General features: G+C 73.2%; 24 protein-coding genes and 1 riboswitch. Of the genes, 16 read left to right on the forward strand and 8 right to left on the reverse strand.

All coding sequences use genetic code 11. The features are described from left to right. Nucleotides 1-125: 125 nt before the first annotated feature. The gene (locus GA0070604_RS13835) at nucleotides 126-1559 is read right to left on the reverse strand and encodes an acyl-CoA carboxylase subunit beta (RefSeq protein WP_091118322.1); all 1434 of its coding nucleotides are present in this window, start codon (nucleotides 1557-1559) and stop codon (nucleotides 126-128) included. Nucleotides 1560-1862: 303 nt separating this feature from the next. On the opposite strand from GA0070604_RS13835, the gene GA0070604_RS13840 reads away from it, so the two are divergent. Together GA0070604_RS13840 and GA0070604_RS13845 are read left to right on the forward strand one after the other, a co-directional pair. Further along, nucleotides 1863-3728 (forward strand): 2-oxoacid:acceptor oxidoreductase subunit alpha, encoded by a 1866-nt coding sequence (locus GA0070604_RS13840; protein ID WP_091118323.1) that lies wholly within the window; start codon nucleotides 1863-1865, stop codon nucleotides 3726-3728. After that, entirely contained in the window at nucleotides 3721-4755 is a 1035-nt protein-coding gene (locus GA0070604_RS13845; RefSeq protein WP_091118324.1) for a 2-oxoacid:ferredoxin oxidoreductase subunit beta, read from the forward strand. The genes GA0070604_RS13840 and GA0070604_RS13845 overlap by 8 nt, the downstream gene beginning before the upstream one ends. A gap of 39 nt (nucleotides 4756-4794) precedes the next feature. Here GA0070604_RS13845 and GA0070604_RS13850 read toward each other — a convergent pair whose 3' ends face one another. Both GA0070604_RS13850 and GA0070604_RS32370 read right to left on the reverse strand, forming a co-directional pair. Beyond that, nucleotides 4795-6192, reverse strand: a complete 1398-nt coding sequence (locus GA0070604_RS13850; RefSeq protein WP_091118325.1) for an acyl-CoA synthetase — start codon at nucleotides 6190-6192, stop codon at nucleotides 4795-4797. 252 nt (nucleotides 6193-6444) lie between these two features. Beyond that, complete coding sequence (locus tag GA0070604_RS32370) at nucleotides 6445-6612, reverse strand: hypothetical protein (protein WP_167363462.1); 168 nt, start codon at nucleotides 6610-6612, stop codon at nucleotides 6445-6447. 338 nt (nucleotides 6613-6950) lie between these two features. On the opposite strand from GA0070604_RS32370, the gene GA0070604_RS13855 reads away from it, so the two are divergent. The 6 genes from GA0070604_RS13855 to GA0070604_RS13880 all read left to right on the forward strand — a co-directional run bounded on the left by GA0070604_RS13855 (nucleotide 6951) and on the right by GA0070604_RS13880 (nucleotide 10908). Continuing rightward, nucleotides 6951-7319 (forward strand): DUF1622 domain-containing protein, encoded by a 369-nt coding sequence (locus tag GA0070604_RS13855; RefSeq protein WP_091118326.1) that lies wholly within the window; start codon nucleotides 6951-6953, stop codon nucleotides 7317-7319. Nucleotides 7320-7452: 133 nt separating this feature from the next. Next, nucleotides 7453-7854 (forward strand): TOBE domain-containing protein, encoded by a 402-nt coding sequence (locus tag GA0070604_RS13860; protein WP_091118327.1) that lies wholly within the window; start codon nucleotides 7453-7455, stop codon nucleotides 7852-7854. Further along, nucleotides 7851-8639, forward strand: coding sequence for a molybdate ABC transporter substrate-binding protein (modA, locus tag GA0070604_RS13865; RefSeq protein ID WP_091118328.1), 789 nt, complete (start codon nucleotides 7851-7853; stop codon nucleotides 8637-8639). The genes GA0070604_RS13860 and modA overlap by 4 nt, the downstream gene beginning before the upstream one ends. Then, nucleotides 8636-9430 carry an ABC transporter permease gene (locus GA0070604_RS13870; protein ID WP_091118329.1) on the forward strand — a complete coding sequence of 265 codons (795 nt, stop codon included), beginning with the start codon at nucleotides 8636-8638 and terminating at the stop codon, nucleotides 9428-9430. The genes modA and GA0070604_RS13870 overlap by 4 nt, the downstream gene beginning before the upstream one ends. Beyond that, nucleotides 9412-10488, forward strand: coding sequence for an ABC transporter ATP-binding protein (locus GA0070604_RS13875; protein WP_091118330.1), 1077 nt, complete (start codon nucleotides 9412-9414; stop codon nucleotides 10486-10488). Before GA0070604_RS13870 ends, GA0070604_RS13875 begins: the two co-directional genes overlap by 19 nt. Nucleotides 10489-10638: 150 nt before the next feature. Next, on the forward strand, nucleotides 10639-10908 hold the full coding sequence (locus GA0070604_RS13880) for a hypothetical protein (RefSeq protein WP_091118331.1): 270 nt from the start codon (nucleotides 10639-10641) through the stop codon (nucleotides 10906-10908). Here the strand turns inward: GA0070604_RS13880 and GA0070604_RS13885 are convergent. Further along, the gene (locus tag GA0070604_RS13885; protein WP_244161885.1) at nucleotides 10814-11689 is read right to left on the reverse strand and encodes a CDP-alcohol phosphatidyltransferase family protein; all 876 of its coding nucleotides are present in this window, start codon (nucleotides 11687-11689) and stop codon (nucleotides 10814-10816) included. The genes GA0070604_RS13880 and GA0070604_RS13885 overlap by 95 nt on opposite strands. Nucleotides 11690-11778: 89 nt before the next feature. On the opposite strand from GA0070604_RS13885, the gene GA0070604_RS13890 reads away from it, so the two are divergent. The 5 genes from GA0070604_RS13890 (at nucleotide 11779) to GA0070604_RS13910 (ending at nucleotide 15770) form a co-directional block, all read left to right on the forward strand. Continuing rightward, nucleotides 11779-12756, forward strand: coding sequence for a zinc-dependent alcohol dehydrogenase (locus GA0070604_RS13890; protein ID WP_091118333.1), 978 nt, complete (start codon nucleotides 11779-11781; stop codon nucleotides 12754-12756). Nucleotides 12757-12759: 3 nt separating this feature from the next. Beyond that, nucleotides 12760-13158, forward strand: coding sequence for a 6-pyruvoyl trahydropterin synthase family protein (locus GA0070604_RS13895; protein WP_091118334.1), 399 nt, complete (start codon nucleotides 12760-12762; stop codon nucleotides 13156-13158). 4 nt (nucleotides 13159-13162) lie between these two features. Then, nucleotides 13163-14197, forward strand: a complete 1035-nt coding sequence (locus tag GA0070604_RS13900; RefSeq protein ID WP_091118335.1) for a glycosyltransferase family 4 protein — start codon at nucleotides 13163-13165, stop codon at nucleotides 14195-14197. Between the two features lie 233 nt (nucleotides 14198-14430). Continuing rightward, nucleotides 14431-15081 carry a GTP cyclohydrolase II gene (locus tag GA0070604_RS13905; protein ID WP_091118336.1) on the forward strand — a complete coding sequence of 217 codons (651 nt, stop codon included), beginning with the start codon at nucleotides 14431-14433 and terminating at the stop codon, nucleotides 15079-15081. Continuing rightward, nucleotides 15078-15770, forward strand: coding sequence for a RibD family protein (locus tag GA0070604_RS13910; protein ID WP_091118337.1), 693 nt, complete (start codon nucleotides 15078-15080; stop codon nucleotides 15768-15770). Before GA0070604_RS13905 ends, GA0070604_RS13910 begins: the two co-directional genes overlap by 4 nt. A 43-nt stretch (nucleotides 15771-15813) precedes the next feature. Here GA0070604_RS13910 and GA0070604_RS13915 read toward each other — a convergent pair whose 3' ends face one another. From GA0070604_RS13915 to GA0070604_RS33925, 4 genes are all read right to left on the reverse strand, one after another. Beyond that, nucleotides 15814-16557: an amino acid ABC transporter ATP-binding protein gene (locus tag GA0070604_RS13915; protein WP_091118338.1), complete on the reverse strand. Its 744-nt coding sequence runs from the start codon at nucleotides 16555-16557 to the stop codon at nucleotides 15814-15816. Continuing rightward, a complete protein-coding gene (locus tag GA0070604_RS13920) occupies nucleotides 16554-17339 on the reverse strand; it encodes an amino acid ABC transporter permease (protein WP_091118339.1) in 786 nt (261 codons plus the stop codon). Before GA0070604_RS13920 ends, GA0070604_RS13915 begins: the two co-directional genes overlap by 4 nt. Nucleotides 17340-17381: 42 nt before the next feature. Beyond that, on the reverse strand, nucleotides 17382-18239 hold the full coding sequence (locus GA0070604_RS13925) for an ABC transporter substrate-binding protein (protein ID WP_091118340.1): 858 nt from the start codon (nucleotides 18237-18239) through the stop codon (nucleotides 17382-17384). A 104-nt stretch (nucleotides 18240-18343) separates the two neighbouring features. Beyond that, complete coding sequence (locus tag GA0070604_RS33925; protein ID WP_279615687.1) at nucleotides 18344-18475, reverse strand: hypothetical protein; 132 nt, start codon at nucleotides 18473-18475, stop codon at nucleotides 18344-18346. A gap of 32 nt (nucleotides 18476-18507) precedes the next feature. Beyond that, nucleotides 18508-18619: riboswitch (SAM riboswitch) on the reverse strand. A 104-nt stretch (nucleotides 18620-18723) separates the two neighbouring features. Between GA0070604_RS33925 and GA0070604_RS13930 the strand changes: the two genes are divergently transcribed. The 3 genes from GA0070604_RS13930 (at nucleotide 18724) to GA0070604_RS13940 (ending at nucleotide 20935) form a co-directional block, all read left to right on the forward strand. Further along, on the forward strand, nucleotides 18724-19266 hold the full coding sequence (locus GA0070604_RS13930; RefSeq protein ID WP_091118341.1) for a GNAT family N-acetyltransferase: 543 nt from the start codon (nucleotides 18724-18726) through the stop codon (nucleotides 19264-19266). 72 nt (nucleotides 19267-19338) lie between these two features. Then, nucleotides 19339-19749, forward strand: coding sequence for a hypothetical protein (locus GA0070604_RS13935; protein ID WP_091118342.1), 411 nt, complete (start codon nucleotides 19339-19341; stop codon nucleotides 19747-19749). Between the two features lie 79 nt (nucleotides 19750-19828). Further along, the gene (locus GA0070604_RS13940; protein WP_244161886.1) at nucleotides 19829-20935 is read left to right on the forward strand and encodes a transporter substrate-binding domain-containing protein; all 1107 of its coding nucleotides are present in this window, start codon (nucleotides 19829-19831) and stop codon (nucleotides 20933-20935) included. Nucleotides 20936-20942 lie beyond the last annotated feature (7 nt).

Below are 20942 nucleotides of genomic sequence, written 5' to 3' on the forward strand. Positions count from 1 at the left end.
GGCGCCGCCACGGCCCGCCGGCCGGGGTGACCGGCGGGCCACCCCGACGGTCACCGTCCATCCGCCGGACCTCGCCGTGCCCCCGAGGGGCCGCCGCCGAGCAGCCCTCTCGGGGTGGGACGACGTCAGAGCGGGATGTTGCCGTGCCGGCCCCGCCGATGCCGCGCGGCGGTGAGCGCCTCGGCCAGTCGCCGCCGGGTGTCCGCCGGGTCGATCACCTCGTCGATCACCCCGAGCGCGAGCGCCCGCCCCACCCCGCCGGACTCGCGGCGGTGCTCCTCCAGCAGCCGGGCACGCAGCTCGTCGACCTGCTCCGGCGGCGCCGCCGCCAGCTCCCGCCGGTGCAGCACACCCACCGCGGCCTCCGCGCCCATGACCGCCACCTCCGCTTCCGGCCAGGCGAAGACCGCGGTCGCGCCCAGCGAGCGGGAGTTCATCGCGATGTACGCCCCGCCGTACGACTTGCGGGTGATCAGCGTGACCCGGGGCACCTCGGCCTCGGCGAAGGCGTGCAGCAGCTTGGCGCCCCGCCGCACCACCCCCTCCCACTCCTGCCCGACGCCGGGCAGATAGCCGGGCACGTCGACCAGGACCACCAGGGGTACGCCGAGCGCGTCGCACATCCGGACGAAGCGGGCCGCCTTCTCGGCGCTCTGCGAGTCGAGGCATCCCCCCTTGCGCAGCGGGTTGTTGGCCAGCACGCCGACGGTCCGCCCGGCGAGCCGACCCAGCCCGATCACCATGTTCCGCGCCCAGCCCGGTTGCAGTTCCTCGAACGGCGGCGCGTCGCCGTCCTCGTCGAGGAGGTGCCGCACCAGCGGGCGTACGTCGTAGGCCCGCCGGCTGGAGGCCGGCAGCAGCGCCCGGAGATCCCGCCGGTCGGCCACCAGGCCCAGGTCGACGTGACCGGGCCGGGCGAGCAGTTCGGTGATCCGCCGGGCCCGGGCGAACGCCTCCGCCTCCGATGTGGTCGTCGCGTGCGCCACTCCGGAGCGCTGGGCGTGCACCGCCGGGCCACCGAGAGACTCCATGTCGACCTGTTCACCGGTGACGCTCTGCACCACGTTCGGGCCGGTGACGAAGACCCGCGCCGCGTCCGACATGATCACGAGGTCGGTGAGCGCCGGACCGTACGCGGCCGCGCCGGCCGCCGGCCCGAGGACCACCGAGATCTGCGGGATCCGCCCGGACGCCTTGGTCATCATGGCGAACATCCGTCCGACGCCGTCCATCGACTCGACGCCGTCGGCCAGCTTCGCGCCGCCGGAGTGCCAGAGGCCGACGACCGGCCAGTGTTTCCACAGCGCGAGCCGGATCGCGTCGATGATGTGCTGCGCGCCGGCGGCGCCGAGCGCTCCGCCCATCCGGCTCGCGTCCGTGCAGTAGGCGACGACCGGGAAGCCGTTGATCCGGCCGCGGGCGGCGCTCACGCCGCTGTCGTCGGCGGGGTGCAGCGGCACCACGGTGCCCGGGTCCAACAGGCGTCCGAGACGGGTGCCGGGCCGCCGGTCGGCGTGGACCGCCTCGTCGGTGCGGGGTGCGGTGATGGTGACCGTCATGCTGGATCCTCCCCAGCGCGGGCTGGACTGGGCCTGCGGCTCACGCTAACGACGCCGTCCGCCGTCGCTGAACCCCTAGCCCGACACGAATCGGACGCGGTCGGGGGTGGATCGGGGTGTGGGGGTAGGGGTTGCCGAATCCGGGTGTACGCGCTTCGCTGTCCCCGGCGCCCGTACGCGTCGGCGGACCTCCGCCCGCCGGGTGACACCGCGAGCGGGTCGGCCGACTGGGGCCGACCCGGGGCGTTGCGCGCGCCGCGAAGGCCGACACGGCAGGCCGGCCGTACCGGGTGGAGGACCGACATGACCTTGGCGCCGAGCAGTCGCAAGCAGATCCGTCAGTTGGACCGGGTGGTGATCCGGTTTGCCGGTGACTCGGGTGATGGTATGCAGCTCACTGGTGATCGGTTCACGTCGGAGACGGCCCAGTTGGGTAATGATATTTCGACGTTGCCGAATTTCCCGGCGGAGATTCGGGCGCCTGCTGGGACGTTGCCGGGGGTGTCGAGTTTCCAGGTTCATTTCGCTGATTACGACATTTTGACGCCGGGGGACGCGCCGAATGTGTTGGTGGCGATGAATCCGGCGGCGTTGAAGGCGAATCTGGCGGATCTGCCGCGTGGTGCGGACATCATTGTGAACACGGATGAGTTCACGAAGCGGAATCTGACGAAGGTGGGTTACACGTCCTCGCCGTTGGAGGACGGTTCTCTGGACGGGTATGTGCTGCATCCGGTGGCGTTGACGTCGATGACGGTTGGTGCGCTGGCTGAGCATGCGGTGTCGAAGAAGGACGCGGAGCGGGCGAAGAACATGTTCGCGCTCGGTTTGTTGTCGTGGATGTATTCACGGCCGTACGCGTCGACGCTGCGGTTTTTGGAGCGGAAGTTCGCGGCGCGGCCGGAGTTGGTCGCGGCGAACGTGGCGGCGTTCCGGGCGGGTTGGAATTTCGGGGAGACCACGGAAGACTTCTCGGTGCGGTACGAGGTGGCGCCGGCGCGGATGTTGCCGGGCACCTACCGCAACATCACCGGTAACCAGGCGTTGTCGCTGGGTTTGGTGGCGGCGGGGGTACGGTCGGGGTTGCCGGTGTTTCTGGGCGCGTATCCGATCACGCCGGCCTCGGACATTCTGCACGAGTTGAGTAAGCACAAGCGGTTCGGTGTGGTCACGATGCAGGCCGAGGACGAGATCGCCGCGGTCGGTGCCGCTCTGGGCGCCTCCTACGGTGGCTCGTTGGGGGTGACGACGACCAGCGGCCCGGGTGTGGCGCTCAAGAGTGAGACGATCTCCCTGGCCGTGGCGTTGGAGTTGCCGCTGGTGATCGTGGATGTGCAACGGGCGGGTCCGTCCACGGGGATGCCGACCAAGACCGAGCAGGCCGACCTGAACATGGCCCTGTACGGCCGTCACGGTGAGGCGCCGGTCGCGGTCATCGCTCCCCGCTCGCCGGCGGACTGCTTCTACGCCGCCCTGGAGGCGGCGCGGATCGCGTTGACGTACCGCACCCCGGTGATCCTGTTGTCGGACAACTACGTCGCCAACGGCTCCGAGCCGTGGCTGCTGCCCGACGTCGACTCGCTGCCCGACCTGCGGGTGCAGTTCGCCACCACCCCCAACGGGGAGGACGGGACCACGTTCCTGCCGTACCTGCGTGACCCGCACACCCTGGCCCGGCCGTGGGCGGTGCCGGGCACCGCCGGCCTGGAACACCGCATCGGTGGCCTGGAGAAGGCCGACAAGACCGGTGACATCTCCTACGACCCGGCCAACCACGACTTCATGGTCCGCACCCGCGCCGCCCGCATCGACACCATCCCGGTGCCGGACGTGGAGGTCGAGGACCCCGACGGCGACGCCCGCGTCCTCGTCCTCGGGTGGGGCTCCACCTACGGGCCGATCGGTGCGGCCTGCCGTGGCCTGCGCCAGCGTGGCCTACCCGTCGCGCAGGCCCACCTGCGACACCTCGCCCCGCTACCGGGCAACCTCGCCGACGTGCTGGCCGCCTACGACCGGGTCGTCATCCCCGAGATGAACCTCGGCCAACTCGCCCACGTGATCCGGGCGAAGTACCTGGTCGACGCGATCGGCTACAACCAGGTCCGCGGCCTGCCGTTCACCGCCGCCGAGCTGGAGACGATGCTGGAAGAGGTCTGCAAGAATGTCTGAACCCGTCGCCCTGAAACTCACCGCGAAGGACTTCAAGTCCGACCAGGAAGTCCGCTGGTGCCCCGGCTGCGGCGACTACGCCATCCTCGCCGCCGTCCAGGGCTTCATGCCCGAACTGAACATCCCCCGCGAGAACATCGTGTTCATCTCCGGGATCGGCTGTTCCTCCCGATTCCCGTACTACATGAACACCTACGGGATGCACTCCATCCACGGCCGCGCCCCCGCGATCGCCACCGGCCTGACCGTCACCCGCCCCGACCTGTCCGTATGGGTCGTCACCGGCGACGGCGACGCCCTGTCCATCGGCGGTAACCACCTCATCCACGCCCTACGCCGTAACGTCAACCTGAAGATCCTGCTGTTCAACAACCGCATCTACGGCCTGACCAAGGGCCAGTACTCACCCACCTCCGAAACCGGGAAGATCACCAAATCAACCCCGGTCGGATCAGCCGACGCCCCGTTCAACCCGCTGTCGCTCGCACTCGGTGCCGAAGCCACCTTCGTCGCCCGCACCATCGACTCCGACCGCAAACACCTGCAATCAGTGCTCCGCGCCGCCGCGCAACACCAGGGCTCCGCGTTCGTCGAGATCTACCAGAACTGCAACATCTTCAACGACGGCGCTTTCGACCCCCTCAAAGAGCCCGCCACCCGCGACGACCATTTGATCCGCCTCGAACACGGCCAGCCGATCACGTTCGGCCAAAACGGCGAGCACTGCGTCGTCCACCCACCCGGCGGGTTCGGCCTCGAAGTCCGCGACACCGCCACCACCCCGGCCGACCAGATCGTCGTCCACGACACCCACGTCACCGACCCCGCCTACGCCTTCGCCCTGTCCCGCCTGCCCGGCCCCGACCTACGAAACACCCCCATCGGAGTGTTCCGCAGCATCACCCGCCCCACCTACGACAACCTCGTCCAGGAACAGGTCACCACCGCCAAAGCCAAAACCGACGAAACCCCAGAACAACAACTCGCCGGCCTCCTCGCCAGCGGCGACACCTGGACCATCAGCTGACCCACCTGCCGCGCCGCGGCCGGTGCGATGCGGTGTGGCTCAGCCCAACCGCGACTTCTGCACCTTGCCCAGCGCGTTGCGCGGCAACGCGTCGAGGAAGTGGACCCGGCGGGGGCGCTTGTGGACGGCCAACTGCCGTGCCACGAAATTGACCAGCTCCGGCTCGGTGGCTCCGTCCGCCACCACGTACGCCGTGACCTGCTGTCCGAGTACCCGATCGGGAACGCCGACGACCGCCGCCTCGCGTACCGCCGGGTGGGCCAGGAGCGCCTCCTCCACCTCCCCGGCCCCGATCCGGTAGCCCCCGCTCTTGATCAGATCGACGGAGGCCCGCCCCACGATCCGGTGCCGGCCGTCCGCCGTGACGGTCGCGATGTCACCGGTACGGAACCAGCCGTCGTCCATCCGTACCGCGGCGTCGGCGTCCGGCCGGTTGAGATAGCCGTCGAACAGGGTGGACCCGCGCACCAGCAACTCGCCCATCCCGTTCCCGTCGGCGGGCACCGGCGCGCCGTGCTCGTCGACCAGCCGGGTCTCCACGTCGGGCAGGGGCCACCCCACCGTGCCGGCCACGGATGCCCGGTCCGCCCGCGCGCTCACCGTGATCAGCGTCTCGGTCATGCCGTAGCGTTCCCGCACCCGTTGCCCGGTGAGCGCGTGGAGCCCGTCGAAGACCGCCACCGGCAGCGCCGCGCTGCCGGACACCAGCAACCGGGCACCCCGCAACGCCCGGGCGGCGGACGGATCGGCGCAGACCCGGGACCAGACGGTCGGCACCCCGAACAGCAGGGTGCCGCCGGCGGCGGCGTACCGCTCCGGTCGCGGACGACCGACGTGGTCGAGCCGGCCGCCCAGCCGCAGCGGGCCCAGCACACCCAGGACCAGACCGTGTACGTGGAACAGCGGCAGCCCGTGCACCAGCAGATCGTCCGGCGTCCAGCACCAGGCGTCGGCCAGTCCGTCAAGGCAGGCGGCGATCGCCCGGCGGGACAGCAGAGCGCCCTTCGGGAGCCCGGTCGTCCCGCTGGTGTAGAGGATCAGCGCCGGTCGGTCGTCCGCCGGCTCGGGATGGCGGCTCGCCGACCGGGTGCGCAGCGACACCGGCACCACCGGCAGGTTGTCGGTATCTGCGGCGACAGCGTCCGGTGCCAACATCGCCTCCGCGGCGGAATCCCGCAGGATGTGGCCACGCTCCATCGGCCCCGCGTCCGGGGGCACCGGCACCACGGTCACGCCGGCCAGCAGCGCCCCGACGACGCCCACCACGGTCTCCAGCGTCGCGGTCGCCACCACCGCGATCCGGTCCATCCCACGGATCCGGTCGGCCACCGCGGACGCGCTCTCCCACAGGTGCGTGCCGGACATCGACCGTCCGGCGACCCGGATCGCGTCCGGGCGCTCGTCCGGAGCCTGCGCCAGTGCCGTCAACAGGACCATGGCACCCGCTCCGCCATGGGCGTCCTCCCGGCTCGGCCGCCCCTACGCGGGCGGGCGGCTGCGGCACCGCGCCGCGGCCATCGTCGCCAGCCAACCGCACCGGTGCCGATGGGGCAACCCCTGCTTCTGGCCCCTCAGCCGGCAGTCGCTGTGACCCACGCCAACGCAGTGCGGTCGGTGTCCGCCACCGGCTGGGACGCCCGGTGGGCGCGGTGCCGGCCGGGACGCCCGGTGGGACCAGCCGGCCGGGCCTCACTCGTCGCCGACGGTCTCCGTCTCGCCGTCGTGCTGGAACTGGGCGGCCAGGTGCTCGTCGGGCTGCGGGGCCTGCGCCACCGTGTGATGGGGATCCCCGTCCGGGGAGAAGAGCACGTCGTCGGTCTTGCTGGTCTTCTCCTGCTCCTCTTCGGGCTCCATCACGTTGGCTCCTCGTCATCGCCGTCGCCGTGCTGACCGCGGCCGGGCCGGGGCGGTCCGTGGTACCCACCCTAGGCCGGTGCGGAGCGCCGTCGCAGGCGTTCAACGCCCGCCGTGTTCCCGTCCGAAGCGCCGAAAAGGACCCGCCGGCGGCGGAGCATGCGCGATGGTGGGTTCCGTCGGCCTCGTCCGGAGACGGCCGGTTCGGTGGGGGCCTCCGGGTCGGTCGGCGCGTGTCCGGCCAGCCGTGCCGGTCCGGCGGCGCCGGCTGGTGGCGCGGCCGAGGCTCCGGGAGCCGGATCGGCCACGGCGGGAGCGGAGCCGGTTGCGGAGGTGCTCGGGTGCCGACGAGGGAGATCGCCCAGCGGATCGGGAGCCTGTTGGACCTCGCCGGGGTGCTGGTCATCGCCGTCGGTGTCCTCGCCGCCACCGTGGTGTTCGTGGCCCGGTGGTGGCGTACCCGTCAATTCGTCGACGCCTACCGCCCCTACCGGCAGGGGGTCGGTCGAGTCATCCTGCTGGGCCTGGAGTTCCTGGTCGGCGGGGACATCATCCGTACGGTGGCGGCCTCGCCCACCTTCGCCAGCGTCGGCGTGCTGGCGCTGATCGTACTGATCCGTACCTTTCTGAGCTTCTCGCTCGAGGTGGAGCTCAACGGCCGCTGGCCGTGGCGGGGGAAGGACTCGGTGAGCGGTCGCGGCGGCCGATGACGACGGGTCCCGGCGGGGCCGCAGGTCAGATGCCGGGCCACCGCAGATGCCAGGGCTGTGCCATGTCCAACCTGGCTGCTGCGAGACGTAGGGGGTCTTCCAGGCCGCACATGCGGACCGGTAGGGTGGCCGGGTGACGGTGTTTCGGATCGGTGAGGCCGCCGAACTGCTCGGGGTCAGCGCGGACACGGTCCGCCGCTGGATCGACGGGGGTCGGTTGCCGGCGACCCGTGACGAGCACGGCCACCGGGTCGTCGACGGGGTCGACCTGGCCGCGTTCGTCCGCGCTCCGGGGCACCCGGAGCTGTCCTCCGCCCGTAACCGGCTGCGCGGCATTGTCACCGCCGTTGTGACGGACACGGTGATGGCCCAGGTCGACATCCAGGCCGGGCCGTTCCGGATCGTGTCGCTGATGAGCCGCGAGGCCGTCGACGACCTCGATCTCCAGGTCGGCTCGGTGGCCGTCGCCGTGATCAAGTCGACCACCGTCGTGGTGGAACGCGCTCCCGCCGCGAGAGGAAGGACCAGCCCGTGACCGTACGGTGGATCCGCGCCGCCCTCGTCGGGGCGGCCGCGCTGACGCTCGCCCTGAGTGGCTGCGGCGGTGGCGACGACGCCTCGGCCGGCAAGAAGGGCGGCGGCCCGGTGACCGTCTTCGCCGCCGCCTCGCTCACCGAGTCCTTCACGAAGCTCGGCAAGGACTTCGAGGCCGCCCACCCCGGCACCACCGTCACCTTCAACTTCGCCGGCAGCTCCGCGCTCGCCACCCAGATCGCCCAGGGCGCCCCGGCCGACGTGTTCGTCGCGGCGTCGCCGGCGACCATGAAGACCGTCACCGACGCCGGTGACGCCGCCGGTGACCCGGTCACCCTGGTCCGCAACCAGCTCGTCATCGCCGTGCCCAAGGGCAACCCGCACCGGGTCGGCGGGCTGGCCGACCTGGCCCGACCCGGGGTGAAGGTGGCGCTCTGCGCCGAGCAGGTGCCCTGTGGCGCGGCGGCGAGGACGGCCCTCGACGCGGCCGGCGTACGACTCACCCCGGCCACCCTCGAACAGGACGTCAAGGGCGCGCTCGCCAAGGTGAAGCTCGGCGAGGTCGATGCCGCCCTGGTCTACCGCACCGACGCCCGCGCGGCCGCCGCCGAGCTGGACGCCGTCGAGTTTCCCGAGTCCACGCAGGCGGTCAACGACTACCCGATCGTCGTGTTGAAGCACGCCGGAAATCCGGACGGCGCACGGGCCTTCGTCGAGTACGTCCGCTCCGACGCGGGCCGGGCCGTGCTCACCGCCGCCGGTTTCCAGACCCCGCACGACCAGTGACCGCACGCCCCCGGCAACGGGTGCCGCTCGCCCTGCTGCTCCCCGCCGGCCTCGGGCTGTTCTTCCTCGTCCTGCCGCTGCTCGGGCTGCTGGTCCGCACGCCGTGGACCAGTCTGCCCCGACGCCTGGCCCAGCCGGGCGTGCTCACCGCGCTGCGGCTGTCGCTGGAGACCGCCACCCTCGCCACCCTGCTCTGCGTCGCCCTCGGCGTACCCCTGGCGTGGCTGCTCGCCCGGGTCGAGTTCGCCGGCCGGCGGCTGGTCCGGGCCCTGGTCATCGTGCCGCTGGTGCTGCCACCGGTGGTCGGCGGCGTGGCGCTGCTGCTGGTCTTCGGCCGGCGTGGGCTGCTCGGCTCCTGGCTGGACGCCACCTTCGGGGTGACCCTGCCGTTCACCACCGCCGGGGTGGTGCTCGCCGAGGCGTTCGTCGCCATGCCGTTCCTGGTCATCGCCGTGGAGGGCGCGCTGCGCGGCGCCGACCCCCGGTACGAGGAGGCGGCGGCCACCCTCGGCGCCGGGCGCTGGACCACCTTCACCCACGTCACCCTGCCGCTGGTCGCCCCCGGCGTGGCCGCCGGCGCGGTGCTCTGCTGGGCCCGCGCGCTCGGCGAGTTCGGCGCGACCATCACCTTCGCCGGCAACTATCCTGGGCGGACCCAGACCATGCCGCTCGCGGTCTACCTGGCCCTGGAGACCGACCTCCAGGCGGCGATCGTGCTGAGCCTCATCCTGCTCACCGTCTCCGTCGGCATCCTTGCCGGGCTGCGGGACCGTTGGGTGAGCGCCCCGTGACCGCGCCGCCGCTGCTCGACGCGCACCTGGTCGCCGACCGGGGCGCCTTCCACCTCGACGTCCGGCTCCGGATCGCCGCCGGCGAGGTGGTCGCCCTGCTCGGCCCGAACGGCTCCGGCAAGACGACCGCTCTGCGCATCCTGGCCGGGCTGCACCCGCTCGACGCCGGGCACCTCACGCTCGACGGGGTGGATCTCGATCGGCCCGAGCGGCGGACGTGGACCCCGCCGGAGCGGCGACCGGTGGGCGTGGTGTTCCAGGACTATCTGCTCTTCCCGCACCTGACCGCGCTGGACAACGTCGCGTTCGGGCCGCGCCGCCGGGGTGTCGACCGGCGTACCGCCCGCGATCGGGCGCAGGCCTGGCTGGACCGGGTGGGCCTCGGCGGGCAGGCCCGGCACAAGCCGCGCCAGCTCTCCGGCGGGCAGGCCCAGCGGGTCGCCCTGGCCCGGGCGCTCGCCGTCGAGCCGACCCTGCTGCTGCTCGACGAACCCCTCGCGGCGCTGGACGCGCGGACCCGGCTGGACACCCGCGCCGAACTCCAGCGGCATCTCGGCGACCACCCGGGGGCCACCCTGCTGGTCACCCACGATCCGCTGGACGCCCTGGTGCTCGCCGACCGGCTGGTGATCGTCGAGTACGGGCGGGTGGTGCAGGAGGGGGACGCGGCCACCGTCACCGCCCGGCCCCGCACCGATTACGTGGCCCGGCTGGTCGGGCTCAACCTGCACCGGGGCCGCGCCGACGGGCACACGGTCACCGTCGGTGGGCTCACCCTCACCGCGGCCGACCGGGTGCACGGGGACGCGTTCGTCGCCTTTCCGCCCGCCGCCGTCGCGTTGCATCCCACCCGCCCCGACGGCAGCCCGCGCAACGTGTGGCCGGCCAGCGTGGCCGGGGTGCAGCGGCACGGCGACAACCTGCGCGTCCAGCTCGACGGGCCGGTCGCCGTCACCGCCGACGTCACCCCCGCCGCAGCGGCTCACCTCGGGCTGCACACCGGCCAGACGGTCTGGGCGGCGGTGAAGGCGGCGGAGACCCGGGCGTATCCCGCCTGACCTGGTCGTCACTCGCCCGGACCGGCGGCGGCGCGACCATCGTCGCCGCGATCGGCGTGACCAATGACACGTGTCCCCGCCGCGCGCTCGGGGGAGAGTTGAATTCTGCCTGGTCATCGAACCGGGGAGCGCCGACGAAAGGGGTACGGGGTGCCCGAGACGACCCGCATTTGGCCGAGCCAGGACGCGGTCCTGCCCGAGGACGTGACCGACCCGCTGCTGTGGCGGCTGGCGTACGACGTCGCCGTGGCGCACCAGCCCGACGCGGCGGGCCACTGTGCCAGCCTGCTCTGCGCCGGCCAGGGCACGCCCTGCGCGCCGCTGGTCAACGCCCGGCGGGCGATGCTCCTGGCCCGGGGCGGGGCACCGGGGTCCGCGCCGGTCCCCGCGCAGTGGGACTGGCGGCGCGAGGCGGCCTGACCGGCGCCGGCACGGCTCCGGGCGGCCGGGGGCGGGCGGTCGGTGATCGGCCCCCGGTGTGGCGGGCCGGGCGGGCGGCCCCGGCCGCCGTGACGGCGGGACGGTGCCGCCACAGCCAGGCCACGTCGCGGCCGAACGACTCGACCAGCAGGGCCAGCGCGCCCGCGATCAGCGCGGTGGCCGCCACCGGGGGCAGCGCCTCGCTGGTCGCGACCAGCAGCACCACCCCCTGGATCGCCGCGACGACCTTGCACCAGTACCGCGGCGGCGGCGTGCCCCGCAGCCAGGGCAGCAGCCAACTCGCCGCGACGAAGGCGTACCGCATGCCGCCGATGGTCAGCACCCAGCCGCCGACGGACGGCGCGAGGTGGACGCTGAGCAGCAGGATCAGGAACGCGTCGACCTCCATGTCGAAGCGCGCGCCCAGGGCGCTCGCCGTGCCCGTACGCCGGGCCACCCGGCCGTCGACCGCGTCCAACGCCAGCGCCACGGCGGTCAGCGGGACCAGGACCGGCGGCGCCGGCCTGTCCCAGCCGGACACGACCAGGGCCAGCACCCCGCCGACCAGCAACGCCCGGGCCAGGGTCACCCGGTCGGCCGGGCCGAGCCGGTCCGCGCCGGCGGCCCGGAGGCCGCGCTGGAGCAGCCCGCCGAGCGCCACGCCGTAGGCCAGGCCGGCGACCCACCCCGACACGCCGATCTCCGCGGTGCCGGCGAGCCCGCCCAGCAGGACGAACTGGACGACAAGCCCGACCAGCGGGCCATTTCGCGTCGTGGACACCCAGCCTCCGTGTCTAGGATCGACAACCCTGGTAGTCAACAGGGGACACCCGGCCATCGGGTTCGGTCCACGGCGGAAAGAGGAACTTCGTGACCGGCGACGCCCAGGCATTCTGGCTCCGCGCCCCCGGCGAGGGCGAGATCCGCCGGGTCGAGCTGCCGCCGCACGGCCCTGGTGAGGTGCTGGTCCGGACCCGCTACTCCGGCGTCAGCCGGGGCACCGAGACCCTGGTCTTCACCGGCCGGGTCCCCGTCGACCAGTACGCCGGCATGCGCGCCCCGTTCCAGGAGGGCGACTTCCCGGCCCCGGTCAAGTACGGCTACCTCAGCGTCGGCGTCGTCGAGCAGGGACCGGACCGGCTGCGCGGGCGTACGGTCTTCTGCCTGCACCCGCACCAGACCGCGTACGTGGTGCCGGCCGACGCCGTGGTGGTCGTACCCGAGAACGTGCCGGCGGCCCGGGCGGTGCTCGCCGGCACGGTGGAGACGGCGGTGAACGCGCTCTGGGACGCCGCGCCGCTGATCGGCGACCGGGTGAGCGTGGTCGGCGCGGGCATGGTCGGCTGCTGCGTCGCCGCCCTGCTCGCCCGCTTCCCCGGCGTACGCGTCCAGCTCGTCGACGCGGACCCGGCGCGGGCCGCGGTGGCCGCCGCGCTCGGGGTCGAGTTCGCCCTGCCCGCCGACGCGGCCGGCGACCGGGACCTCGTGGTGCACGCCAGCGCCACCGCCGAAGGGCTGCAACGCGCCCTCGACCTGCTCCGCCCCGAGCGCGCCGTGCTGGAGCTGAGCTGGTACGGCGACCGTCCGGTGACGCTCGCCCTGGGTGGGGCGTTCCACTCGAAGCGGCTCGGCATCCGCAGCAGCCAGGTCGGCACCGTGTCGCCCCGGCGGGCCGACCGCGGCTACGCCGACCGGCTGGCGCTGGCCCTGGAACTGCTCGCCGACCCGGTGTTCGACACGCTGCTCACCGGCCCGTCCCGCTTCGCCGAGCTGCCCGACGTGCTCGACCGGCTCGCCACCGGCCGGCTGCCCGCGCTCTGCCACCTCATCACCTACCCCGAGGAGTGAACCGTGTTCAGCGTGACCGTCCGGGACCACATGATGGTCGCCCACAGCTTCCGCGGCGAGGTGTTCGGGCCGGCCCAGCGGCTGCACGGCGCCACCTTCGTCGTCGACGCCACCTTCCGCCGGCCGGAGCTGGACGCCGACGGGATCGTGGTCGACATCGGCCTGGCCACCGAGCAGCTCAAGGCCGTGCTCGGCGCGCTGACGTACCGCAACCTCGACGACGAACCGGCCTTCGCCGGGGTGAACACCACCACCGAGGTGCTGGCCCGCACGGTCGCCGACCGGCTCGCCGAGGCCGTGCACGCCGGCCGCCTCGGCGCGGGCGCCCACGGCCTCGCCGGGATCACCGTCACCCTGCACGAGTCGCACGTGGCCTGGGCCAGCTACGAGCGGTCCCTCTAGCCGAATGACGCTCGTCCACGTGGTGCTGCCCGGCGACATCGACGACCCGGCCGCGCCCAGCGGCGGCAACGCGTACGACCGGCGGGTCTGTCGGGGGCTCGCCGCGCTCGGCTGGACCGTTCGGGAGCACCCCGTGCCCGGCGGCTGGCCGCATCCCGAGCCGGCGGCGCGGGCCGCCCTCGCCGGGCTGCTCGCCGCGCTGCCCGACGCGGCGCTGGTCCTGCTCGACGGCCTGGTCGCCTCCGTGGCGCCGGAGGCGCTGGCCCCGCACGCCCGGCGGCTGCGCCTGGTGGTGCTCGTCCACCTGCCCGCCGAGGACGAGGCCGAGGCCCGGTCGCTGGCCGTGGCGGCCGGCGTGATCGCCACCAGCGAGTGGACCCGCCGCCGACTGCTCGACCGCTATCCGCTCCCGGCCGACCGGGTGCGGGTCGCCACGCCGGGCGTGGACCCCGCACCGGTCGCCCCCGGCTCGCCGGCCGGCACCCGGCTGCTCTGCGTCGCGGCCCTCACCTCGCTCAAGGGGCACGACGTGCTCGCCGCCGCGCTGGCCACCCTCGCCGATCTGCCCTGGAGCTGTGACTGCGTCGGTCCGCTCACCCGGGACCCGGGCTTCGTCGACCGGCTGCGCCGGCAGCTCGCCGACACCGGCCTGGCCGGCCGGGTCCGGTTGCCCGGCCCGTCTACCGGGGCCGCCCGGGACGCCGCGTACGCCGCCGCCGACCTGCTGGTGCTGCCGTCGCGGCGGGAGACGTACGGGATGGCGGTCACCGAGGCCCTCGCGCGGGGCGTACCGGTGCTCGGCAGTGACACCGGCGGGCTGCCCGAGGCGCTCGGACACACCCCCGGCGGCCACCGGCCGGGCCTGCTGGTGCCACCCGGTGACCCGGCGGCGCTGGCCGGCGCGCTGCGCCGCTGGCTCACCGAGCCGGACCTGCGGGACCGGCTGCGTCGCGCGGCCCGGCAGCGGCGGGACACCCTCACCGGCTGGGCGGTCACCGCCGACCGTCTCGCGGCGGCCCTGACGGAGGCGGCGGCTTGACCACCCGACTTTCACCCGGCATCGACTGGTGCGGTTGCGCGAGCCCGCCGGCGCGGCGGCCGGGGGCCGTGCCGCCGCTCGGCGGTGCCGGCCGGTGCCGGCGGCCTGGCACGGCGGTGCTGCGGGGTCGGATCACCGCGCGCACGGCCGGCAACTGTCGGTCATCCCGCCTACGGTGATGGTGCGAGGTGCGCGTTGCCGGCGCGTCCGGCAGCCCCGGACGAAGGAGTGCGATGGACGAAACGCTGCCCACGGCCACGGTTCGGACCCAGGTCACGGTCCCACTGCGGTTCCCCGACGGGTATGTCACGACCGCCCGGGTGCACTCCTTCCACGGCCTCGTCGACGGTCGGGAGCATCTCGCGTTCGCGCTCGGCGACCGGGCCGCCGGGGACCGGCCGCTGCCGGACGCCGGTGCGCCGCTGGTCCGCCCGCACAGCGAATGCCTCACCGGCGACGTGTTCGGCAGCCAGCGCTGCGACTGCGGTCCGCAGCTGCGGGAGGCGGTCGAGCGGATCGCCGAGGCTGGCGGATACCTGCTCTACCTGCGCCAGGAGGGCCGGGGCATCGGCCTGTACGCGAAACTCGACGCGTACGCCCTCCAGGACGGAGGGCTGGACACGTACGAGGCGAACATGGCGTTGGGCCGGGGCGCCGACGAGCGCGACTACACGGTGGCCGCGCAGATGCTCGCCGCGCTGGGCGTGAGCCGGGTGGCGCTGCTCAGCAACAACCCGGACAAGGCGGCCCAGCTCGACCGGCTGGGCGTGACGGTGGTCGACCAGGTGCCGACCGGCGTGCACCTGTCCCCGGCGAACGCCAACTATCTGGCGGCGAAGGCGACCCACGCCGACCACGCCCTCGACCTGCCCTTCGTGCCGTGACCAGCCGGCCGTACGTGCTGCTGAGCTGCGCGATGTCGATCGACGGTTACATCGACGACGCCACCACCGAGCGGCTGCTGCTCTCCAACGACTCCGACCTCGACCGGATCGACGCGGTCCGGGCCGCCTGCGACGCGATCCTGGTCGGCGCGGCCACGGTCCGGCGGGACGATCCCCGGTTGCTGGTGCGTTCCGAGCGGCGGCGGGCCCACCGGGTGACGCGTGGCCTGCCCTCGTCGCCGATGAAGGTCACCGTCACCAGCAGCGGCGACCTCGACCCGACGGCGCGGTTCTTCGCGCTCGGTGACGGGGTGAAGCTGGTCTACTGCCCGACCGGCGCGGCGGAGAAGGCCCGGGAACGGGTGGGTGGGGTGGCGACCGTGGTCGACGTCGGCGATCACGTCACCCCGCGGGCGATGCTCACCGATCTCGCCGGCCGGGGCGTACGCCGGTTGATGGTGGAGGGCGGGGGCAACGTGCACGCCCAGTTCCTCACCGCCGGTCTCGCCGACGAGCTGCACCTGGTGGTCGCGCCGTTCTTCGTCGGGGACGGTCGGGCGCCCCGGTTCGTCGGGGACGGTCGCTTCCCGTGGCATCCGGGCCGCCGCGCCCGGGTCGTCGAGGTACGCCAGATCGACGACGTGGTGCTCACCCGGTACGCCCTCTCCGACCGCTGCCCACCGACCTGACCGGCAGTGGCCGGGGCGCCGGGCCAGCCGGACGCTCCGGCCGTCAGAGCACCTGGGACAGGAACCGGCGCAGCCGCGGGTGCTCCGGGGCCTCGAAGACGGCGGCCGGCTCGCCGGCCGCAAGGACGACGCCCCGGTCCATGAAGGCCACCGTGTCGGCGACCTCGCGGGCGAAGCCCATCTCGTGGGTGACCACCACCATGGTCATGCCGGCGGCCGACAGGTCGGCCATCACCCCGAGCACGCCCTTGACCAGCTCCGGGTCGAGCGCCGAGGTGGCCTCGTCGAAGAGCATCACCTGCGGGCGCAGGGCCAGCGCGCGGGCGATCGCCACCCGCTGCTGCTGCCCGCCGGACAGGTGCGCCGGTCGGGCCTCGGCCTTGCCGGCCAGCCCGACGAGCTCCAACTGGTCGCGGGCCACCTGCACGGCCTCGTCCTCGGAGAGCTTCTTCAGCTTGCGCAGGGCGAGGGTGATGTTGCGCAGCACGGTCATGTGCGGGAAGAGGTTGAACTGCTGGAACACCATGCCGATCCGTTGGCGCAGCGCGTCCGGGTCGTCGCCGAGCACGCTGCGGCCGTCCAGCAGCACGTCGCCGCGGTCGGGCTCGATGAGCCGGTTGATGGTGCGCAGCAGGGTCGACTTGCCGGAACCGGACGGGCCGATCACGCAGGCGGTGCCACCCCGGGCCACGTCCAGGTCCGCGCCGCGCAGCACCTGGTGGGCGCCGAAGGACAGGTGCACGTCCCGGACGGCGAGGCTGACCGAGGTGGCGGTGACGGTGCTCATCGCGGGTCCTTTCCGGGTGGGGTCGCCGTGCCGGCGGGAACGGGGTCGAGGTCGAGGTCCGGGTCGGGGAGGGCGGCCGCGCGGCCCTGGCGCAGCCGCCGGTCGATCCAGTTGACGGCGTGGGTCAGCGGCACGGTCAGCACCAGGTAGAACAGGCCGGCCAGCAGCAGCGCCGACTCGTTGCCGGTGGTGGCCGCGTAGTCCTGGCCGATCCGGAACAGCTCGCGCTCGCTGGCCACCAGGCCGAGGAAGTAGACCAGGCTGGAGTCCTTGATCAGCGCGATGAGCTGGTTCACCCAGGCGGGCAGCACCCGGCGTACGCCCTGCGGGACGATCACCAGGCGCATCGCCTCGCCCCAGGAGAAGCCGAGCGCCCGGGCGCCTTCGAGTTGGGCGGCCTCGACGCTCTGGATGCCGGAGCGGAAGATCTCGCCGATGTAGGCGGCGGCGATCAGCGACAGCGCCAGGATGCCCAGCGGGTAGGGGTTCGGCCCCCACACCTGCATCCCGAACGGCGCCAGGCCGACGCCGATGAGCAGGATGGTCGCCGCCGCCGGCAGGCCGCGGAACACGTCGGTGTAGACCCGGGCCGGCCACCGCAACCATCGGGTACGCGAGATGCCCGCGATCGCCAGCAGCATGCCCAGCACCGAGCCGAGCAGGGCGGCGGAGACCGCCAGGATCAGCGTGTTCGGCAGCCCGACGGTCAGCATCTCGGGCAACGCCTCGCGCATGGCGTCCCAGTCGAAGAAGGTCTCCCACAGGGTGCTCAACGGATCCATCAGATGTCTCTCCTACCGCCCCGCTCGCTCGTCCGGACTACCTCAGGAAGCGGCCGACGGCGACGGCACCGCGACCGTGCCGCTGCCCGGCTTGAAGTCGGCCGGGATCGGCCGGCCCGGGTAGTACTGCGCCTGGAGGCGGGTCCAGGTGCCGTCGGCGATCACCTCGTCGAGGCCCTTGTTCAGCGCCTCGCGCAGCTTGTCGTTGCCCTTGGCGACGGCGTACGCGGTCGGGGCGGGGCTGAGCTGCTTGGCGGCCACCTTGATCTTGCCGTTGCTGTCGTCGGCGGACTTGTCGCCGATCTCGGCGGGGGCGATCCAGGCGTCAGCGGTGCCGGCCTTGAGCTGGTTGATCGCGCCGTTGTAGTCGGGCACCCGCACCGGGTTGAGGTTCTCCCGGGTGGCGTAGTCGTCCTGCACCGTGCCCTGTACGACCACGACCCGCTTGCCGGCGAGCTGGTCGAAACCGGTGATCGTGGAGTTGGCCGGCACGTCGAGTCCGAAGTAGCCGAAGTCGTAGCCGTTGCCGAAGTCGACGGTCTTCTTGCGAGCCTCGGTGATCGTGATGGACGAGCTGCCCACGTCGAACTTGCGGTTGTTGACCTGGGAGAGCAGGGCCGAGAAGTCGGTGCCGACGAACTCGACCTTCAGGTCCACCTTCGCGGCGACCGCGGTGAGCAGGTCGTTGTCGAAGCCGGTGAACTTGCCGTCCTTCAGGTAGACGTTCGGCGGAGCGTCGGTGAGCGTGCCGGCCCGCAGCACGCCGGGCTGGAGCAGGCCGTACGGGTTGTCGGCCTCGCTGGTCGTGCCCCCGTCGCCGCAGGCGGTGAGCCCGGTGGCGGCCAGTACGGCGGCGGCGCCGAGCGCGGCGACGCGGGTCAGGGCGGGAAGGAATCGCACAGGTGTCTCCAGGGTCCGATGGCGACGTGGGCGCACGCCGCCGACGGCACGCCCGGGTTCGGGCGAGCCGCAAGGGTGGATCAGGTTAAGGAGGAGGTGGTGCGTCAGCGCGCGCCGGCGCGGCGACAGGAGTCGCTGTACACCCGCATCAGATCAACGTGCCGGCGCTTGACCAGCGCGAAGTCGGCTGGGTAGGCGACGCCGTCGACGGGCGGGGTGCGAAGTTGAGCAGACATGGTTCCCTCTGGTCGGTGATGACCTGGGTACCAGGCCACGCTTGCACCGGCGTGTTGCCGGTGCCTGGTCCTCACCCGGGGCACCCCACCGCGGAGGAGGGTTGCCGGCCAGCGAGCCGGGGCTTGGCGCTGGCGCTCATGACCTGCCGAAGAGGCTAGCAGCAGCTTCCCGCGGGACGTCCAGCCGTTATGACCAGCCTCACGTGCCGTGCCTTACGGCGGCCCGGTCGGGCTGCTAGTTTTCTCCGGTGTTCGCCCTACCTCTGACCGACGACGCCGAGCTGCGGCCGCTCGAACCGTGGCACTCCGGCGAGTTCCTCGCCAACCTCGACCGCTGCCGGGAGCACATCGCCCCCTGGGTGGGTGCGTCCTTCGTCGCCACCGACGCCGACTCCGCCCGCCGCGTGCTGCAGAACTACGCCGACCGGTGGGCCCGCGACGGGGGCGGCATCTGGGGTATCTGGCAGCGCGGCACCCTGGTCGGCGGGGTGCTGTTCGTGTCGTTCGACGTTACTCAGGGCGTCTGCGAGGCCGGCTGCTGGCTGGAGGCCGACGCCGAGGGACAGGGCCTGGTCACCCGCGCCGCCCGTGTGATCATCGACTGGGCGATCCGGGAGCGGGGCATCCACCGGGTGGAGTGGGAGACCAAGGCCGGCAACGAGCGCAGCATCGCCGTCGCACGGCGGTTGGGCATGCGGCGCGACGGGGTCCGCCGCGAGGCCGCCCCGGGGCCGACCGGCCGGGCCGACCTGGAGCTCTGGTCGGTGCTGGCCCCGGAATGGAAGCCCTGACGGCGGGCCACCGCGGGCAGGACCGGGACCACACGGCGGAGTTCTGTCGTACCCGTACGTCAATATCTGTCCATGGCTGCCCCCGCACTGGCCGACCGGTCCCCTCAGCCGCGCGCCCTGCCGCTGCGCGAGGTCCGCACCCGGCTCACCCAGCTCGTCGCCCTCGCCGAGCTGACCGACACGATCACCGTGGTCACCCGCGACGGCGACCCGCGTCCGGTCGCCGCCATCGTGCCCGCCTCGGCGGCCCGCACGGCGGCGCAGGCCCGGGCCGACGCCGAACGACTGGCCGCGATCAGCGCCGGCTGGTCCCGCCGCCTCGAGGAACTGCACCGGCAGAGCAGCCGGCGGCACGCGGCCGAGCGGCGCGCGCTGACCGACGCTCTCGCCGAGGTCTGGGCCGAGCTGGACCGCCGCGCCCCGGCCGGTGACCCGGCACTCGCCCGGCTCCGCGCCGCTCACGCCGAGCTGTTGCGGGACTGACCCGCCAGGGTCCGGCGGATCCTGGTCCCGATCCGCCACAATGGAGCGTCTTCCGGGCGGCGGAGGTGGGAGGTCGGACGTGAGCCAGATCAGCGAACCGGGCGTCAGCCCGCCGGAGCCGCTCGTCGCGCCGGGCGGCGCCGCCCGGTTCCGGCAGTTTCGGTTGTCGGCCCTGCTCGTGGTGCTCCTGGTGCTCGTGGTCGCGGTGGTCGGCGTGGCCACCGCCACCGGCCCGCCTACCCTGGGCGAGCTGCGCAGCCAGGCCGGCCTGGACGGCAAGCAGGAACTCCTGATCGGGGTCAAGGACGACCAGCCCGGGGTGTCTCAGCTCATGGAGGACGGGAGCTACCGCGGCTTCGACATCGACATCGCCTACATGATCGCGGCCGACCTGGGGTTCAAGCGCCGGCAGGTGAGGTTCCTGCCGATCGAGAGCGAGGATCGGGCGCGCCGGCAGGCGTACGACGGGACGAAGTTCGTCACCGTGGACCTGGTGATCGCCTCGTACAGCGTCACCCAGCAGCGCAGGGAGCAGGGCGTTGTCTTCTCCGAGCCGTACCTGGCCACGGAACAGTCGGTGCTGACGCTGCGCAGCTATCCGGGCCGGGTCGACGGGCTGGGCGACCTGCGCGGCCGTAAGGTCTGCACCCTGGCCACCTCCACCTCGGAGCTGCGGCTGCGGTCGTACGGGGCCCAGGCCAGCGGCAAGAACCGGATCAGTGAGTGCGTGCAGGAGCTCTACGACGGCAAGGTCGACGCGGTGACCACGGACGCGGCGATCCTGTCCGGCTTCGTGGCGCCACCGGCCCCGGACGCGGTGCCGATGCACCCGTTGCGAGGGGTGAAACCGCTGCGGCACTGGGACATCGGCGAGGATCTGGAGGAGCGGTGGGGGGTGAACACCGGCCCGAAGCCGGCGATGAAGGAACTGGTCGACTGGTCCCTCTACCAGGCCGCCTCCCGGCCCGGTAAGGACGCCTGGGACGCCGCGTTCGAAGCGAACCTGGCCCGGGAGCAGCCCGCCAACCGGCCGCAGCAGGTGGCGGTGGGGCAACAGCCGGAATGTCGGAAGGTGAGGGTACGTCAGTGGCCGTGGGAGTCGATGGTTCTCGTCCCCTCGAGCCCCGCCCGCCGGGCGGCCCGACGCGCCGACCGGGCGCGCAGCAGGGGCAGCAGTGGCTGCTGACGCTGCT

Origin of the sequence: Micromonospora eburnea (genome assembly GCF_900090225.1) — a bacterium.
GTDB classification, from domain to species: Bacteria; Actinomycetota; Actinomycetes; order Mycobacteriales; family Micromonosporaceae; genus Micromonospora; species Micromonospora eburnea.